Below are 16,425 nucleotides of genomic sequence, written 5' to 3' on the forward strand. Positions count from 1 at the left end.
AAAGTGGTTAAAATTAAGTTGCACCTTCATCTGACAATGCATTCGAATGAAAGGGAGATTAACTTAAATATAGAAAGGGAAACACCTCTGGAAGAAATTCTGGTTAAAATAGGAGTGCCAGAAGATGAAGTGGGGATAGTGGTCGTCAACGGCATCTGGCAGAGCAAAACTTGTACAGTGGAAGATGGCGACAGCATCGAATTATTTCCATACCTTCTTGGAGGTTAAATATTAAAAATTATATTGAAAGGGGTTATTAAAGATGGCAAAATTGGTGGTAAAGGAAAGTGAAATCGAGGGCACAAAAAAGATACCGCCGAGGGTTTCAAAAGTGCTGATATGCAACAAGACGGTCGGAGCTACGAAAATATCCATGGGTGTAAATATCACCGAAGTGGGCAGCAAAATTCCTCTCCACAGTCATGAGAATCAGGAGGAAGCCATGTATGTCATTTCCGGGAAAGGAAAACTGATAGCAGAGGGAGAGGAATATGAACTTTCCCCTGGAATGGCAATATTTTCGCCGGTAGGTGTGAAACACGAGATAATAAACACAGGGGATGAACCGTTTAAAATAGTGTGGGCATATGGGCCTCCGCTGCCGGAACACCTGGGATGATGCGAATTGGAGTAAATTTGACGGCTTTGAGCTTTACATCAAATGCTCAAAGCCGTCGGTTTATTTCTGCTCAGGCTCCTTTTTGACATTGTCTTGCTCTGCAAATGATTCACGGTGCCTGCTGGGCAGAGTGTTCAACATCTTCAAATACAATAACAACCGATCTGGTCCCTGCAGAGCGTAGAGGAGAAGGCATGGTTATTTCGGGTTATTTCCGCACCATAGCTATGGCAGTTGCACCAGCTCGGGGATTGAGGGGAAACTACTATTACACAAGGAGGCCCCGCCCTCATTATTATCATGAGCGTGCTGGCACTATTTTATATCAAACATATTAATGGCAGTTGCATTTAAATCTGGCTGTTCATAATAAGCGGTATTGTCTTTGGCGCAGGTTATGGCTCGTTGCAGCCGGCGCTTCTTGCCCTGTCGGTTAAAGGCATAGAGACCCACAGGAGAGGTGCGGCCAAAGGGACGGTGATGTCTGCCTTTGACCTGGGGGTAAGTGCCGGGTCGGTATTGCTGGGGGTTTTGGCAAATTACGGCGGGTATTCTGCTATGTACATAGCAGCTTCCTGGGCGCCGCTTGCAGGGGTGCTTTTATATTTGAAATGGAACAAATTGGGATTTTAAAGGAGAGCATTTCTCATGATAGGTCAACAGGCTGTTTATACACGGTTATGCGGCGGGATTTTTAATGAAGAAATCACCTTTTGCAAAGAGAAGAGAAAATCCCGCCGCAAAAAATTTTCCTGTGGCGGGATTATATTCTTTAAATTCATTTAAATCATTTAAAATATGAGTTGGCCTTTTTCACCAGTTCCATCGTGTTCTTGGCTATTTCTTCAGGGTCAGCTTTCAATCTTGCCACTCCGCTTTCCATGGCAGCTTTGGCCACAGCTTTGGCAACTGCCGGGGCGACTCTGGGGTCGAAGGGTTTTGGTATGATGTAATCCTCGTTTAGCTCACCTTCAGGAATCAGGTCCGCCAGGGCGTAAGCTGCAGCAAGCTTCATATCTTCATTGATTTCAGTGGCCCTCACATCGAGCGCTCCTCTGAATACTCCGGGGAAAGCCAGCACGTTGTTTATCTGGTTTGGATAATCTGACCTTCCTGTCCCCACCACGCGGGCGCCAGCTTCTTTTGCTTCTTTCGGGTCAATTTCGGGGACGGGATTTGCCATTGCAAAAATAATCGGGTCTTTTTTCATGCTCTTTACCATTTCCTGGTTTACAACTTTTGCAGAAGATACGCCGATGAAAACGTCTGAACCCTTTATCGCATCAGCAAGAGTGCCTTTACGGTTTTCCTTGTTGGTAATCTGAGCCAGCTCTTCTTTAGCCCAGTTCATGCCTGCGGTCCTACCTCTGTAAATTATTCCGCTGCGGTCGCACATCAGTATATCGCCGGCGCCTGCTTTTAAAAAAATCTTTGCTATGGCGGTGCCCGCAGCGCCGGAGCCGTTTATCACCACAACTATATTCTTTAAGTCCTTTTTGACAATTTTCAGGGCATTTATAAGGCCAGCCAGAGCGATTATTGCGGTGCCGTGCTGGTCATCGTGGAAAACAGGTATGGACAGTTTTTGTTTCAGGCGATTCTCCACCTCAAAGCAGGCAGGTGCTGCTATATCCTCAAGATTAATACCTCCGAACACCGGTGAAAGGAGGGTCACTGTTTCAACGATTTTATCCACATCGGTAGTGTCTACGCAAATCGGGAAAGCATCTATGCCCGCAAAGCACTTGAAAAGAATCGATTTGCCTTCCATAACCGGAAGGGCTGCGTGGGCTCCGATATTTCCCAGCCCCAAAACTGCTGTGCCGTCTGATACGACTGCAACCATATTTCCTTTTACGGTGTAATCGTATACCTTTTCTCTGTCAGCGTGAATCTCTTTGCACGGTTCCGCAACACCAGGAGTATACGCAAGACTCAAACTTTCCTTGTCTTTAACCGGGACTTTGCTTATTACTTCCAGCTTACCTTTGTTTTCTCTGTGAAGTTTTAAAGCATCCTCTCTTAATGCCATGAAAATTCCTCCTTTTTACTTTTGCCTGTATTTTTCTCTCCCTGAAGTATAAAGGTTGTTTCCTTCTGCGTCAATTATGACTGTGAGCGGAAAGTCTTCCACTCTCAACCTGTATATTGCTTCTGGCCCCAGGTCAGGAAAGGCCAGAACTTCTGCTTCTTTAATGGAATCGGCAAGAAGTGCTCCGGCTCCGCCTATGGCGGCGAAGTACACGGCGCTGTATTTTATTATTGCATCCACAACCGCCTGCGAGCGCAGGCCTTTGCCGATCATGCCCTTCAGGCCTGATTGCAGCAGGAGTGGGGTATACGGGTCCATGCGGCCGCTTGTGGTGGGGCCTGCAGAACCGATTACGGTGCCGGGTTTGGCCGGGCATGGGCCGACATAGTATATTACCTGCCCTTTCAGGTCAAAGGGGAGTTCTTCGCCTCTTTGTATCATTTCAAACAGGCGCTTATGGGCAGCGTCACGGCCTGTGTATATTGTGCCGTTGAGTAGCACCCTGTCGCCGCATTTTAAATCCTTTACCGTGTCCATGGTTAAAGGTGTGGTAACTATTTTTGTCATTCGAATTACCCCCTGATCCTATATTTCTGCTTCCATATGCCTTGCCACATGGCACTGGATGTTTATGGCTACGGGAAGGCTTGCGATATGGGCAGGGAAAGTTTCTATGTGAACGGCAAGGGCTGTCGTGGTGCCTCCGAAGCCCTGGGGCCCTATCCCGAGCTTATTTATTTCCTCCAGCAGTTCCTTTTCGAGGTTGGCTACTTCCACCTGCGGGTGGTGCTGGCCTATGGGGCGGAGGAGTGCTTTTTTTGCTATAAGTGTTGCAACTTCAATTGTCCCTCCCACACCTACTCCCACAACTATTGGAGGGCAAGGGTTGGGTCCAGCTTTATCCACTGTTTCCAGCACAAATTTCTTTATGCCTTCCACTCCGTCCGCCGGCTTCAGCATGCAGAGTGCGCTCATGTTTTCACTGCCCCCGCCTTTGGGTGCGAGGATTATGTTGATTTTGTCCCCAGGAACTATTTCTGTGTGAATTATGGCGGGAGTGTTGTCTTTGGTGTTTTTTCTTGTCAAAAACGGATCGGTGACTATGGACTTGCGCAGGTAACCATTTACATAACCGCGCCTTACGCCTTCATTTATGGCATCGACGAGGCTTCCCCCGGTTATCCTTACATCCTGGCCGAGCTTCAGGAACACCACGGCAAAGCCGGTGTCCTGGCAGATGGGGATACTCCTGCTTTCAGCAATTTCCGCATTTCTTATTATGTCTTTTAAAATTTCTTGGCCGAGAGGGGAAGCCTCTTTCTTTAATGCCTCATCTAGGGCGCACCTGACATCACCGGGCAATTTTATGTTGGATTCGATGCAGAGCCTCTCGACTGTAGACGTGATTTCATTTACACTGATCTCTCTCACTCTGAACAATTCTCCTTTCATAAGTATTGTTAAAAAACTACATACTTGAACTTGTTTTAATAATATAAAAGGCTAAAATGCCTTAATTTTTTTAAAACAACCGCCCAGCTTAATCCTTTGCAATAACTCAGCGCCCCCACTATGAAATATAGTAGGGGCTTGTAAAAATTACTCGGGTATGGCCATGTCTGGGGTTCCGGCCTTGCTCTGCACTGCCTGTGGATAGTATCTTTCTACCATTTCTTTTACAATTGCCGCCTGTTTTGCCATGTCTCTGCCGTTTTGGGCGGTGGTCAGTTCTCCATGGGCTGATATGACTGAGTTGCCCGTCTTCAGGTGAATTGGGGCACCTATGCGCACCATTTCAGGGGCTTCATACACTCGAATGAATCCACCTGATCCTGGCGGGTTATCTGTGTGTACGTCAATGGGCACATCTACTGCGGCCCTTAATGCTGCAATCATGGGTAATGTAAGGTCCCTGACAGGGTTGATGGAATTTGCTCCCAGGTCCTGCATCAGTTTAAAGCTGGCGGGATTTCCGTGACCCACATGGGCTGAGCATTTGAAGTGCATGTTTTTCGGCAGTTCTCCGGCCTTGCGCATCTCATTTAATACCCAGAGCAAACCTTCGTCGTAAACAAGTACGCCTCTGCAGCCGACTTCTGCAATTCTCTTTACGTCTTCGACTGCCCTGACAACCTGTTCCATACCTCTGAGGCGGTAACCGATTCTCACGCCCTGCTGGCTGAGCCTTGTAGCACTGGTGTCGTAAGTAGCTCTCGGCCCGACTGACAGATTCAGCTCAACTCTGTAATGCTTTGCTATGGCCACATATTCCTTTAATTCTGCAAGGGTATGGCGGAAAGCTCCGTATGTCTCATCCACACGGTTGATGGTTATTCCGAGCTTTTCCGCTTCTTCCAGAAGCGCTTTCATGGCTTCAGCAGAGTTTATTGTGGGAACTTCAAGCCTGTAATCCGCACCATCAGGAAATTTTTTTGTGGAAGTGGGTAAACTGTACAGATCCCCTTCCGGCAAACCCAGCTTTTTCATGAATTCTCTTGTCTTTTCAAACATTAAAATTACTCCTTTCATAATAATATATTTTTTAATGCAGTTCAGAAATACCGTACCGGCGGGCAATTGAATTTAAGCTTTCAATTACGGTGGATTCAACCTGAATACCTACCTCCTTTGCTTTTGAAGTTAGATTGTATTCAATTTCACCCGGTAGAAAAACCTGGGTGTTATTAACTGCAGGCAAAGACTTTATTTTTTTGATTATCAAGTCTATGTTTGACTTAAACAGATTAACGTCGATAAAACTTGAGATATTTAAGGCGCAAAACATGTGACCTGTTTTAGAAGGGCCGCTCATATCGGTTACGTTCTTTACCTGCCCAGTCAGGCAGGAATCTGTCAGGACTCCACACAGAATATCGATAACCAGCGAAAGGCCAGAACCTTTTACCCCGCCGATTGGAAGAAGGCTGCCTTTTAAAGCCTTTTCCGGGTCTTCCGTATCATTTCCTTCAGAGTCCAGCGCCCATCCCAGAGGTATTTTTTCTTTTTTCAGCTGGGCAAACCTTATTTTGCCCCTGGCTACGACCGAGGTAGACATATCCAGCACTATGGGCTTTTCGTTTTCGGCTGGAATCGCAACTGAAAGAGGATTCGTCCCGAGAAGGGGTTTGGATGTCCCGTAGGGAGCTATGGCAGGAGAAGAATTTGTAAGGACAATACCTATCATGTCCTTTTCCAGCGCAAGCATTGAGTAGTATGAAGCTATTCCGAAATGATTAGACTGTCTTACCCCGACTAAACCCACTCCATAATTTTCAGCTAGGCTTATGGCCAGCCTCATGGCATTGTAACCGGCGACTTGCCCAAATCCGTTATCGGCATTGAGCAGGGCTGCTGCCTTCTGCCTTTTCTCGACCCTCATCCTGGCCTGGACGTTGATTGCCCCGGTCTCTAAGCGCTGCAGGTAAGTCGGTATTCTGACTATTCCGTGGGATTTTACGCCTCTTAATTCGGCGCACAGTAGCGATTCGGCGATTATTCTGGAGTTGTGCTGGCTCAGGCCTGCTTTTAAAAAAATGCTGGTACAGAAGTCTTGAATTCTGCTTACATTAATTGGTTGGCTGCTCACTTTATCACCTCCGGATTCACCTGCTGTTCTGATGTATTAGAGCCAGCAAAACTTATGCCAACCTTCACATTTTGAGGATTTTTCGGCCTGATTTCCCTGAAGCCTACAATGAGTAATTATTTTGCCTTTGTATTTAATGAGGCAGGTTGAAATAGGCATTTCATAATGAATTAAATAAATCATAATGAAATAATAATTGAAATGTTTTGGTTTTTATCCGGATGAGAATGAGAGTATACTCGCAAATGTATGCAAGAAAAATAAAAAATGCCCCGGGAAGATGCTAGATGTCTCCCGGGTTTTAAATTATTTGCAATTATATTCCGCTTTTAATCAATATGATTTTATAAAAAAGTCAGGCTGGCCCCCTAATTATAGAAATTATCCTCCCAAAAGATTCTGTTTTCATCAATTTACTCATGAATGCTTTGTGAAACTCCTCAGAGCTCATATATCCAAGGCTACCATGCTTCCTTTTACGGTTATAATACTCAATATACCTGGAGACCTCCGCATAGGCTTCCATAAAGCTCTGAAATTCATTCTGACAGCTTTAAGCCTTTTTTGGAGTTCTTCGAGGCGTTGTTTTTAAGCTTTAGGCAGAGGTTTCGGAGAGCCGTTTTTACGCATCTTTTTAATCCAGGTATAGATAGTATTCTCGGAGATTTGCTGACGCATGGCCACCAGGGCTACGTTAACCGACTTCCTGGCATTCGGCTAAGATTTGTTCTTTGAATTCTTCGATGTATTGTCTCACTGAACCCTCTGGCTCCAAAGCAACATGGTTGCGAGGTTCCATGTCAAGGTCGGCCCTGAAGTGTATATTATTACGATTAGGGGCCGGATGTGCTATAATAATATCAAAAGTACAGCGGCGGGAAAGGACTGGTAGGGGTGCGGGATTTTATTGTCAAAAAGGTCTTTAACAACAACGTGATCCTTGCAGAGGAAGTAAAGAGCGGCCAGGAAGCGGTGCTGGTGGGAAGGGGCCTGGGGTATAACGCCAGGGCGGGGGAGCGTGTGCCCGGTGAAAAAATAGAAAAACAATTCTATTTTTTCGATGAAAGTCAGTTTAAACAGTATAAGAGCCTAATTGACCACATTGACACGAACATAATAGGACTTACCGAAGAAATCCTGGCAATGGTCTCCCGCGAATTACAGGAACCTTTAAACGAACACATACATGTGGCGCTGGCGGATCATATAAATTTTACTCTGGAGCGCCTGGCCGGCGGTCTTGAGATAACCAATCCCTTTCTGGAAGAAATAAAAGCCCTTTATCCTGTAGATTACGAACTGGCATGTAGAGCCGCCGCCATGATAGAAGAAAAGACAGGGGTCGCCATCCCCGACGGTGAAAAAGGTTTTATAGCCATGCACCTCCATGCGGCCAGAGCCGACAGGGAGGTATCCAGGACCGTAAAATATACTTCTATGATAAACAGAATGGTGGAAATTATTGAGAGAGAACTGGGTGTCAGGCTTGACAGAGAGGGAACCAACTATGCCAGGCTCCTGGTGCACCTGAGGTTCGCCCTTGACCGCATAGACAGGAATGTACCCATAAAAAATCCCCTGCAGTCCCGAATAAAAAAGGAATTTAAAGACAGTTATGAGATAGCCGAGAAAGTGGGAGCCTTTATCCGGGAGAGGCTGGGCAAAGCGCCTCCGCGGGATGAACTCGGTTACCTGGCACTGCACATCCAGAGGATAAAAATATCCGACGGTGTCCAGACAAAGTCCCTGATTTAAGAATCGCATCATATTCAGATTTTTTAATTAAGTGATTAATCAGTAACAAAAAAACTAAAATGGTGCATTTTATGCATTGGTGGATAAAAACGATACAAATCATTTCAGAGCCATTACAATCTATGAGAAAATCGTTGAAAAAAAAGTCGCTGTGTACTTCCATTCCCGGAGTAATAGAGAACATGGGACATTTTACCATCTTATGTTGAATACATGAGCCGATTTAAATTGCAGAGGGTGAAAAATGCAAGGCTCGCGGCCTTGAACGAAATGATGAATTATTTTGTCTGAGTGATTGCGGAGGGGTTGTTTTTATCTTGCGGAAATGATATAATAAAATCAAAATAAATCAAATTTCATTTTTTACCGAAAAACCGGCGTGTTACTGTTTTGGGCAGGCATGAGCTGGGAAAGGTGTTATTTGCCTTTCTCAGCTCTTTTGTTTTTACTGCTGATGCCTTCAGGAAAAAACATACCGCAGGGAGGTGATAAATAAAAGGGTTTTATCAAAAAAAGGAGGTGGCGAAAATCTATTTAAAACCGGTGTTCTGAGCTGAATGAAGTTGATTCCATGCCAGTGTTGACTTCCTGATAAGAATGCTTGTCCGGGCATTTCCCCGAATATCCCAAGATATTTATCTAGGAACATCACGAAAAGTCCAAGACCCAATTTTAAATGTCAGCTCTTATGCAGCCCTTTTGATAACATCTATATTCAGTTATCAAGGTCCATGTATAACTGGAAATTTAATAAGTTTAATTTACAAAATATATTTTATAGAGGAGGGAGTAAAATGAAAAATGCACTGGGCAACTTGCAGAAACTTGGCAAAGCTTTAATGATGCCTGTTGCCGTATTGCCTGCAGCCGCTCTGCTGCTGAGGCTCGGTGCCCCCGATGTGTTTAACGTGCCGGTTATAATGGCCGCCGGCGGTGCCATATTTGACAACCTGCCGCTGATATTCGCCCTGGGTGTATCCATGGGCCTTGCCGGCGGGGCAGGAGCCGCGGCTTTGGCTGGCGGTGTGGGCTACTATGTTTTGACCAAAGTGGCTGTCACCATGAACAAGGACATTAATATGGGGGTTCTTGGAGGAATCATCGCGGGAATTGTAGCTGCGTCTTTATACAATAAATACAAGGATACCAAGCTGCCGGACTATTTGGGATTTTTTGGCGGCCGCCGGTTCGTCCCCATTATAACGTCTGTAGCGGCCCTCATCCTCGGCATTGTATTCGGATTTGTATGGCCCCCCATACAAAAGGTCATTTACGCCGCCGGTGAATGGGCCATAGGGGCAGGGGCCCTTGGAGTGGCCGTTTACGGGTTTTTAAACAGGCTGCTCATCCCCTTCGGCCTGCATCATGTGATAAACAGCCTGGTATGGTTTGTATTCGGCGAGTTTACCAACAGTGCGGGAAAGGTAGTGACCGGTGATTTGAACCGGTTCTTTGCGGGGGATCCCAGTGCCGGAATCTTCATGACGGGGTTTTTCCCGATAATGATGTTCGGTCTGCCTGCGGCCTGTATCGCAATGCTGCATGAGGCAAAAGAATCCCAGCGAAGGGCGGTCAGCGGTGTTCTCATCAGCGCAGCGCTCACATCATTCCTGACGGGTATCACCGAGCCCATAGAGTTTGCCTTCATGTTCCTTGCGCCGGTGCTCTACCTCATTCACGCCCTTCTGACCGGCACGGCCCTGGCCATCACCTATATACTGGGTATAAGGGACGGCTTTGGGTTTTCGGCGGGCCTTATCGACTATGTCATTAACTTCGGCCTTGCGGAAAAACCCGTTTTCCTGCTGGTCATCGGCATTTTCTACGGCGTCGTATATTACGGCTTATTCAGGTACTTCATCAGGAAATTCGACCTTCCAACTCCCGGGCGCATAGAGGGAGAAGCCACCGGCGAAACCGTCAGGGAAATAAAGATAAGCGACAGGGCCTCTCAGATTTTGGCCGGCCTGGGCGGCAGGGAAAACATAAAGGCCATCGACGCGTGCATCACCAGAATCAGACTCTCGGTGGAGGACGAATCTCTTGTCGACGAGTCGGCGCTGAAACAGGCCGGAGCCACCGGCGTGATGAAGCTCGGCGGAGGAAACCTGCAGGTGGTGGTGGGCACGGAAGCAGAATTGATTGTGGAAGAAATGAAAAAGGTGTTGTAAAATATAAAAAGGTACGGTTGATTTCTCACCATTTTTAGGAAAAAATACACTTTTGCGAAGCACATTTTTCAATTCGAGGAGGATTTGCTGGTGTTTTTCGGCATATTTGGCAACAATAACAACAACAATTATACCATAATCAGGGCTCCGATGAGCGGAAGAATCGTAAATCTTGCAGAACTGCCGGATGAAGTCTTCGCCCAGAAAATGGTAGGAGACGGCATAGCCATAGACCCGTCGGAGGGGGCGGTGGTGGCCCCCTTCGACGGCGCGGTAAAGCAGGTGGTTTCCAGCGGGCACGCAATGGTGCTGGAGTCTGAGGAGGGTCTGCCCGTGCTCATACACATAGGGCTCGATACGGTAAACCTCAAAGGAGAGGGCTTTGAAATTCTGGTCAGAGAAGGGCAAACCGTGAAAACGGGCGATCTCCTTGTAAAATTCGATCTTGGCGTAATTACGCGGAATTTTTCACCTTTAAGCCCTGTGGTATTGCCGGAAGGGGAAAAGGTGAAAGGCATAGAATTTACCGCAGAAAAGCAGGTGGTCAGAGGTCGGGATGTGCTGATGAAGGTGCTTTTAAAATAACCTTGTCGAGCAAGGGGGATTTTATTGAAGAGGATATTCGAACTTGGGTATAATGAAATTCTTAGCATTAAAAAGCCCGAGCTTCTTGAAATAATAAAAAACTCCGAAGGCAGGACCGTCATGGCGGAGGCGGTCATCGCCGTCCCGCCCCTTATCTACGGTGTCAGCGACCTTGAACTGGCGGCCGCTTTCGGGGCGGATATGGTTACCATGAACATGTTCGATTTCAACGCTCCTTTTATTTTCGGCGTCGATGACAAAGATCTTGACCTTACTGTGGGGCCGGGTGCGCTTGATGAAATAAAGAGAAGGATGGAGAAAAATCGCGAGGATGCTGATTATATAAAAGGCGTGAAGAAAATGGTGGGGAGATTTCTGGGGGTAAACCTGGAGCCGGTGCCGGATGGCGTAAAATACCCCGAAGGAAGACAACTGAATGAGGCCAATCTCAAGAAAGCCCGGGCCCAGGGGTTTGACTATATTGTTATCACTGGAAATCCCAAAACCGGTGTCACCGCCGGGACCGTGCTGGAAGGAATTGAAACGGCTGCACGAATCCTGGGCGATACAACTGTGATTATCGCCGGAAAAATGCACGGGGCGGGTGGCGAAAATATTTATAAGCCGGATATCCTTAAAGACTTCGTAAAGGCGGGTGCCGATGCGGTGCTGATTCCCGCCCCGGGCACGGTGCCGGGCATAGACCTGGAGCTGGCGAAAAGGCAGATAGATGTGATACATGAGGCGGGGGCTCTGGCGCTGACGGCCATCGGTACCTCCCAGGAAGGCGCGGGAGAGAGGGTGATTGAACAACTGGCCTTGATGTCTAAGATGGCCGGAGCCGACATCCAGCACATCGGGGACGCAGGATATGCGGGTATAGCCTTCCCCGAAAATATCATGGCGCTGTCCATAGCCGTTCGGGGCAAGCGGCACACCTACCGCAGGATGGCTTACTCCATGAGAAAATAGATTTTTGGTTAAAAAAGACGGGAATCGCGACCCGTCTTTTTTTTAACCGAGAACACCGCATGGAGCAGTGGTTACGCTGGCTCTTTTCGATAGTATGTGATTTGGCTGACTTCGTAAAGATGATGTTATATGGTGGCTAAAATCGCCGGAAAGCTGTGCCGTTGCTGCTCTTGAGTTTTTAGAACGAGCGAAATGGAGGCGGAAGGTACGAGCGCTGTGACTGGCCCCTGAGGCAGGAGGCCGAATTGCCTGCGAACCTCCACGAAGGGCAGGGCTAAACTTTAGAGCGGCAGAGAGCTGCGGTGTAGGGCCACCTCCGGCAGGGAAGTTACTTTACTTTACGGAGTATTCAAATTTAGCCTGGGAATTTATGTGGAAAAAGTCGGCGAAGCCTATGTCCAGAGGATTTTTGGGGATGGATCTTATGTTTATCTTGTTTTTAATGAGCTCTGTGAGGACACCTGCGTAGGATATATCGCCCTGCAGGATGGCTCCACAAATTATGCCGTCTTTGTGCACGATTTTTTTATACACATTTTCATACTCCAGTATGTCTATATCGTAGGAATCATCGGGGGGATTGGGGTTGCCTAGGGATACCGTAGGCACTCCGAAGAAGTTCATGGAATTTTTAAGGCCGAAATCATCGTCAAGGATCTTATCGAATCCTGCCAGGTTATATGCCGCCGTAATGCCCTGTTTTACAGCCAGAGGCCAGACTCCGGCCCTTCCCAGCACATCTCCTGCAGCGTAGATGCTATCATCTGAGGTTTTACACCGGTTATCCACCAGGATGCCCCGCTCCACCTTTATAGTGCCGCAATTTTTTATTAAATCGATGTTGGGCCTGACCCCGGCGGCTACCACGGCCATATCCCCGTTTATCACTTTTCCGTCGCTCAACTTTATCCCTTTAAAACTGCCGTCATAATCCAGGATAGCTTCCGATGCCGTGGCTCCGGTAAAAATTTCGGCACCTTTTTTTCTCATGATATCCGTGTAGATCCCGGCCGCCCGAGCGTCAAGCTGCAAAGACAGTATGGTGTCCGCCATTTCCACCACGGTCACCTTAAGCCCCCGGTCCATCAACTCCGATGCCACATCTATACCTATCAGACCTCCGCCGATGATGACTGCAGATTCGGAACTTGAAGCCTTACTGTCTATGTTCACGGCATCATCCAGGTTTCTCAGGGTATACACAAATTTTGCCTCCCTGAGATTCTTGATGGGGGGAATGGAAGCCGAAGAGCCGGAAGCGATGATGAGCCCGTCGTACGGCAGAACGGTGCCGTCATCTAAAGTAACGGTCTTTGATTTTTCATTTACCGCCAGCACGCTCTTATTTTTGATCCAATCTATTTTGTTTTTCTCAAAGAAATCCCCCTCAATGAAAGACAGGCCGTCCAGACTTCTCTTTTTACCTATATAAAGGTGCAGCATGCACCGGGAGTAGATGCGGTCGTCCCTGGAAATTATTATAATATCCGATGAATCATCAAGTTTCCTCAAAGTTTTTGCCGCATTGATTCCGGCGGCGCTGGCGCCTATTACTACATATCTCATCATTCAGTCACCTCCACCAGGTAGATGGCCCCTGTGGGGCATTCTTCCACACATCGGGGGATATCACGGCCGGAGCACATATCGCATTTCATGATGATCTTGAGGTTTTTACGGTCAGGCTTTAATACACCGTAGGGGCAGGACATTATACACATAAAACAGGAGGCGCACCTTTTGTCATCATAATTCACCAGGCCTGTGCTCTCATCCTTGGTCATAGCGCCGCTCATACAGGTGATGGTGCATTCGGCCTCGGTGCAGTGGCGGCAGATAATGGGTACGGGGTTTCCGGCCGCATCCAGCTCCAGATGGTTCCGGCTCTCATTTTCGATGTCTTCCAGATCCAGGTCGTAAATGGATTTGCCCTTCTGGTTGTGCTCGCACATGCAGGCGAGCACACAGCCCATGCAGCCCGTGCATTTGTCCTTTTCTATCATAATCCTCTTCACGGTTTTACACCTCCCCGGAAGTAACTAAACCGAGAGCTTTCCGGCGAGATTCTATTATTTCCTCAAGCCTGTCGGCGGCCTTCTGGATATCATCTTCCAGGATAAGCTGACCTCCTGTTATGTCGGGAAGGTCCCGAGTCAGGATCTTCGTCACAAGTTTGCTGCCTGTGATATACGGTGGTTTTGCAAGGTGCAGCGGAAGCCCCAGGGCAAGACCGAAGGCTCCGTCGGCCAGGGCCTGTTCTTCCAGCCACTGAGGTGCGGAGAGCACCAGCGGGAGTTGCGGTAAATCGATGTCCAGTTGCGCTGCAAGCTCTGTGGCCACTATCTCCAGCCTTCCTATGGCAAGGCAGGGCCCGAAGTTCAGCACCGGCGGTATATTCAGGCTGCGGCAGACCTCCCGCAGGCTGTCTCCTGCCAGTTCCGCCGCCTCCGGCGACATGAGCCCTACATTTTCCAGGCCTCCGCTGGAGCACCCTGCCGAAAGCACCAGTATGTCGCGCTTGATGAGCTCTCTGGTGAGGCCTACGGTAAATACATCGTGACCTCCGGAAACCAGACTTGAACACCCCACCATGCCGGCCACGCCTTTTATCCTGCCCCGGACGATGAGGTCGATCAATGGCTTCCAGGAACCTCCCAGGAATTCTTTTAGAGACACCTCGCTTATTCCGGTGATGGAGTCATCATCTCCGTGGTTTTCGGGGAAACGAAGATTTACCCTGTCCCTGCGCCGGGAATAACTTTTCACCGCTTCTTCGATGATGCGCAGAGAAATGTCTTCCTTTTCGTCGTAGGAGTAGCGTATATAATCGGCACAGGCCTTTTTTGATACGTCGTCTATACATATCATCCTGACATTTAACTTATCGGCTATGGGTTCAAGGCCCGGCAAGGTGCAGTTGAATTCGGAAACTACCAGATCGATGCCGCCGGTTGCCAGCAGAGCTTCGCTGGTAAAGTTGTTTCCGGCGTGGCCCGAAAAAACTTCACTGTAATGCTCGCCCCGAAGCTGAAGATCTTGACCCACACATGTACAGCCTATGATCCTGAAGCCCTTTGCTCCGACCCTTCTTGCCTTTTGCTTTATTTCCGGTTCTATCAAACGGTCCTCCAGGTCCATAATCAGCGATTGTTGATGCCCCGTTACCATTATGTTTATGTAATCGGGGTCCACCACTTTAAAACCTACCTTTGCCGGCCTGATCCTGGGTTCGCCAAGCATGACGTCGTTTAAAAGATTTGTTAAGGTAAGGCCGTAAAGTCCTGTGACAATTCCGAGGGAAAGGGCGTTCATCAGCATGTCTACAGGGTCGCTGCTTAAATTTGTGGATGTCTTGACCACGGCATCGAAAACCTCGGATTTTGCACCGCCGGGGAGGATGTTTAACTTTTCCCAGGTCTTATAGCGCGGTGTGTAAGCCATATTTTTCACAAGTTCCATTTTAGAAAACCTTGGCCTGTAGAGATCATCCAGCACTTTCCGGGCTATGATGGCGGCCTTTTTGTGGTTGTCGGTTTCCTCTATCCCGAATTTTTCCGCCAGGCGGTTCAGTGTCTTTTCGCCTTTTATCTTTCCACCTTTTTCCCCGACGGCCTTGAGATTCCATGCGGCGTTTTCCACCACGTGGATGTAGCAGCCGGCACCGGCGGCCACGGCTCTCAAGAAATTTCGGGCCACAATAGTATCCGCATCGGCGCCGCATACACCCCTGGGAGCATCGGGCGTCACCCGGCAGGGGCCGTTGGCGCAGAGCCTGCAGCAAACCCCCTGCAGCCCGAAGCCGCATTTTATTTTTTGCTTTTCCATCCTGTGATGGGAGGTCTCCACCTCCAATCCCGCTATGAATTTTTCCAGGACCTTGTCGGCGGACTTACAGGTCGCCGAACTGGTGTTGATGGACATTTTAAAACCCCCTTAAAATGTATACTAAAATGGTATAGATTTGTATAAAAAAATTTACAAATCATATAGATGGCCAGTAAATTTGAAGATATGAAGATAAGGCCGACTTCTCCTCACATTTAAGCTCGGGCCTCTTAAACGGTAAAAAAGAAATCTCAATTCTGATTTCCGGTATCTGAGATGACTATATCTTTGAAGTTTATGGATCCAAGTTCCGTCACCAGGATCTGCTGTATCTTTCTCAGGGCGTTGTGAACATTGCATCTGGATGCCCTTTTTAGATTGCACTTTTCTGGGTCGTAAAGGCACCTGTTGATGTATATGGGGCCGTCTACCGCTTCTATGACATCTTTAAGAGTGATGTCTTCAGGCAGCTTTTTCAGGGTGTAGCCGCCGCCGACACCCAGGATGGATTCGATGATTCCGGCGGCTTTGAGTTTCCTTAAAAGCTTTAGCAAAAACCGCATGGGTATGTTTTCCTCTTCGGCAATCTTGGCGGCGGTAATCTTATTGCCATAACCCATCTTGGAAAGATAAGCCACTACCCTTAAAGCGTAATCTGCTTCCTGTGTTATCTTCATTATGTTCTCCTATCTGACAAATATATACTAAATGAGTATACATTTATTATAACTGTCCGAAAATAAAATGTCAATGCGTCGGAAGAAAATCTGTTATTCGTCTGTGATATTGTCAGGGTGAAATCTTTCTGTAAAAATGTCAGTATGAGTAGGGAGAGAGTAACCTTGTCACAGACGGAACTTAAAAGGGTATTAGTGTTGCA

At 47.7% G+C, this 16,425-nt stretch carries 16 protein-coding genes and 1 pseudogene; 7 read left to right on the forward strand and 10 right to left on the reverse strand.

The genetic code is table 11. From position 1 onward, the window contains the following. Positions 1-3: 3 nt before the first annotated feature. The 3 genes from ACKX14_RS04625 to ACKX14_RS04635 all read left to right on the forward strand — a co-directional run bounded on the left by ACKX14_RS04625 (position 4) and on the right by ACKX14_RS04635 (position 1,252). Entirely contained in the window at positions 4-228 is a 225-nt protein-coding gene (locus tag ACKX14_RS04625) for a ubiquitin family protein (protein WP_422445125.1), read from the forward strand. Positions 229-262: 34 nt separating this feature from the next. Continuing rightward, positions 263-619 (forward strand): cupin domain-containing protein, encoded by a 357-nt coding sequence (locus ACKX14_RS04630; RefSeq protein WP_422445127.1) that lies wholly within the window; start codon positions 263-265, stop codon positions 617-619. Between the two features lie 366 nt (positions 620-985). Beyond that, positions 986-1,252, forward strand: coding sequence for an MFS transporter (locus ACKX14_RS04635; RefSeq protein WP_422445163.1), 267 nt, complete (start codon positions 986-988; stop codon positions 1,250-1,252). A 154-nt stretch (positions 1,253-1,406) separates the two neighbouring features. On the opposite strand, the gene ACKX14_RS04640 is transcribed toward ACKX14_RS04635, so the two are convergent. The 6 genes and pseudogenes from ACKX14_RS04640 to ACKX14_RS04665 all read right to left on the reverse strand — a co-directional run. Continuing rightward, the gene (locus ACKX14_RS04640) at positions 1,407-2,651 is read right to left on the reverse strand and encodes an NAD(P)-dependent malic enzyme (RefSeq protein WP_422445129.1); all 1,245 of its coding nucleotides are present in this window, start codon (positions 2,649-2,651) and stop codon (positions 1,407-1,409) included. A gap of 15 nt (positions 2,652-2,666) precedes the next feature. Then, entirely contained in the window at positions 2,667-3,218 is a 552-nt protein-coding gene (locus tag ACKX14_RS04645) for a Fe-S-containing hydro-lyase (RefSeq protein WP_422445131.1), read from the reverse strand. A gap of 18 nt (positions 3,219-3,236) precedes the next feature. Next, positions 3,237-4,082, reverse strand: a complete 846-nt coding sequence (locus ACKX14_RS04650) for a fumarate hydratase (protein WP_422445133.1) — start codon at positions 4,080-4,082, stop codon at positions 3,237-3,239. A gap of 168 nt (positions 4,083-4,250) precedes the next feature. Then, the gene (locus ACKX14_RS04655) at positions 4,251-5,162 is read right to left on the reverse strand and encodes a peptidase (protein ID WP_422445135.1); all 912 of its coding nucleotides are present in this window, start codon (positions 5,160-5,162) and stop codon (positions 4,251-4,253) included. A 31-nt stretch (positions 5,163-5,193) separates the two neighbouring features. Continuing rightward, a complete protein-coding gene (locus tag ACKX14_RS04660) occupies positions 5,194-6,237 on the reverse strand; it encodes an Ldh family oxidoreductase (protein ID WP_422445137.1) in 1,044 nt (347 codons plus the stop codon). 355 nt (positions 6,238-6,592) lie between these two features. Beyond that, positions 6,593-6,769, reverse strand: a pseudogene (locus ACKX14_RS04665) (IS3 family transposase); the annotation flags it as partial. 362 nt (positions 6,770-7,131) lie between these two features. Here ACKX14_RS04665 and glcT point away from each other — a divergent pair. The 4 genes from glcT to ACKX14_RS04685 all read left to right on the forward strand — a co-directional run bounded on the left by glcT (position 7,132) and on the right by ACKX14_RS04685 (position 11,720). Continuing rightward, on the forward strand, positions 7,132-7,992 hold the full coding sequence (gene glcT / locus ACKX14_RS04670; RefSeq protein WP_422445139.1) for a glucose PTS transporter transcription antiterminator GlcT: 861 nt from the start codon (positions 7,132-7,134) through the stop codon (positions 7,990-7,992). 794 nt (positions 7,993-8,786) lie between these two features. Continuing rightward, on the forward strand, positions 8,787-10,163 hold the full coding sequence (nagE, locus tag ACKX14_RS04675) for an N-acetylglucosamine-specific PTS transporter subunit IIBC (RefSeq protein WP_422445141.1): 1,377 nt from the start codon (positions 8,787-8,789) through the stop codon (positions 10,161-10,163). Positions 10,164-10,253: 90 nt separating this feature from the next. Next, positions 10,254-10,748 (forward strand): PTS sugar transporter subunit IIA, encoded by a 495-nt coding sequence (locus tag ACKX14_RS04680; RefSeq protein WP_422445143.1) that lies wholly within the window; start codon positions 10,254-10,256, stop codon positions 10,746-10,748. Positions 10,749-10,772: 24 nt separating this feature from the next. Further along, a complete protein-coding gene (locus tag ACKX14_RS04685; protein ID WP_422445145.1) occupies positions 10,773-11,720 on the forward strand; it encodes a DUF7916 family protein in 948 nt (315 codons plus the stop codon). A 333-nt stretch (positions 11,721-12,053) separates the two neighbouring features. On the opposite strand, the gene ACKX14_RS04690 is transcribed toward ACKX14_RS04685, so the two are convergent. From ACKX14_RS04690 to ACKX14_RS04705, 4 genes are all read right to left on the reverse strand, one after another. Beyond that, positions 12,054-13,286: an NAD(P)/FAD-dependent oxidoreductase gene (locus ACKX14_RS04690; RefSeq protein WP_422445165.1), complete on the reverse strand. Its 1,233-nt coding sequence runs from the start codon at positions 13,284-13,286 to the stop codon at positions 12,054-12,056. Continuing rightward, positions 13,286-13,735: a 4Fe-4S dicluster domain-containing protein gene (locus ACKX14_RS04695; RefSeq protein WP_422445147.1), complete on the reverse strand. Its 450-nt coding sequence runs from the start codon at positions 13,733-13,735 to the stop codon at positions 13,286-13,288. Before ACKX14_RS04695 ends, ACKX14_RS04690 begins: the two co-directional genes overlap by 1 nt. Before the next feature lie 4 nt (positions 13,736-13,739). Next, entirely contained in the window at positions 13,740-15,641 is a 1,902-nt protein-coding gene (gene cooS, locus ACKX14_RS04700; RefSeq protein ID WP_422445149.1) for an anaerobic carbon-monoxide dehydrogenase catalytic subunit, read from the reverse strand. 155 nt (positions 15,642-15,796) lie between these two features. Beyond that, a complete protein-coding gene (locus ACKX14_RS04705; protein ID WP_422445151.1) occupies positions 15,797-16,222 on the reverse strand; it encodes an RrF2 family transcriptional regulator in 426 nt (141 codons plus the stop codon). Between the last annotated feature and the right edge of the window lie 203 nt (positions 16,223-16,425).

Origin of the sequence: Thermorhabdus hydrogeniformans (genome assembly GCF_049310025.1) — a bacterium.
In the GTDB taxonomy this organism is placed as follows: Bacteria; Bacillota; Thermosediminibacteria; order Thermosediminibacterales; family Tepidanaerobacteraceae; genus JBJYKD01.

What these genes read in the sequence shown, in the direction of transcription:
- ACKX14_RS04690 (WP_422445165.1), bottom strand. Translation starts at nt 13,286, where the DNA reads ATGAGATATGTAGTAATAGGCGCCAGCGCCGCCGGAATCAATGCGGCA.
- ACKX14_RS04705 (WP_422445151.1), bottom strand. Translation starts at nt 16,222, where the DNA reads ATGAAGATAACACAGGAAGCAGATTACGCTTTAAGGGTAGTGGCTTAT.
- ACKX14_RS04645 (WP_422445131.1), bottom strand. Translation starts at nt 3,218, where the DNA reads ATGACAAAAATAGTTACCACACCTTTAACCATGGACACGGTAAAGGAT.
- nagE (WP_422445141.1), top strand. Translation starts at nt 8,787, where the DNA reads ATGAAAAATGCACTGGGCAACTTGCAGAAACTTGGCAAAGCTTTAATG.
- ACKX14_RS04655 (WP_422445135.1), bottom strand. Translation starts at nt 5,162, where the DNA reads ATGTTTGAAAAGACAAGAGAATTCATGAAAAAGCTGGGTTTGCCGGAA.
- cooS (WP_422445149.1), bottom strand. Translation starts at nt 15,641, where the DNA reads ATGTCCATCAACACCAGTTCGGCGACCTGTAAGTCCGCCGACAAGGTC.
- ACKX14_RS04640 (WP_422445129.1), bottom strand. Translation starts at nt 2,651, where the DNA reads ATGGCATTAAGAGAGGATGCTTTAAAACTTCACAGAGAAAACAAAGGT.
- ACKX14_RS04630 (WP_422445127.1), top strand. Translation starts at nt 263, where the DNA reads ATGGCAAAATTGGTGGTAAAGGAAAGTGAAATCGAGGGCACAAAAAAG.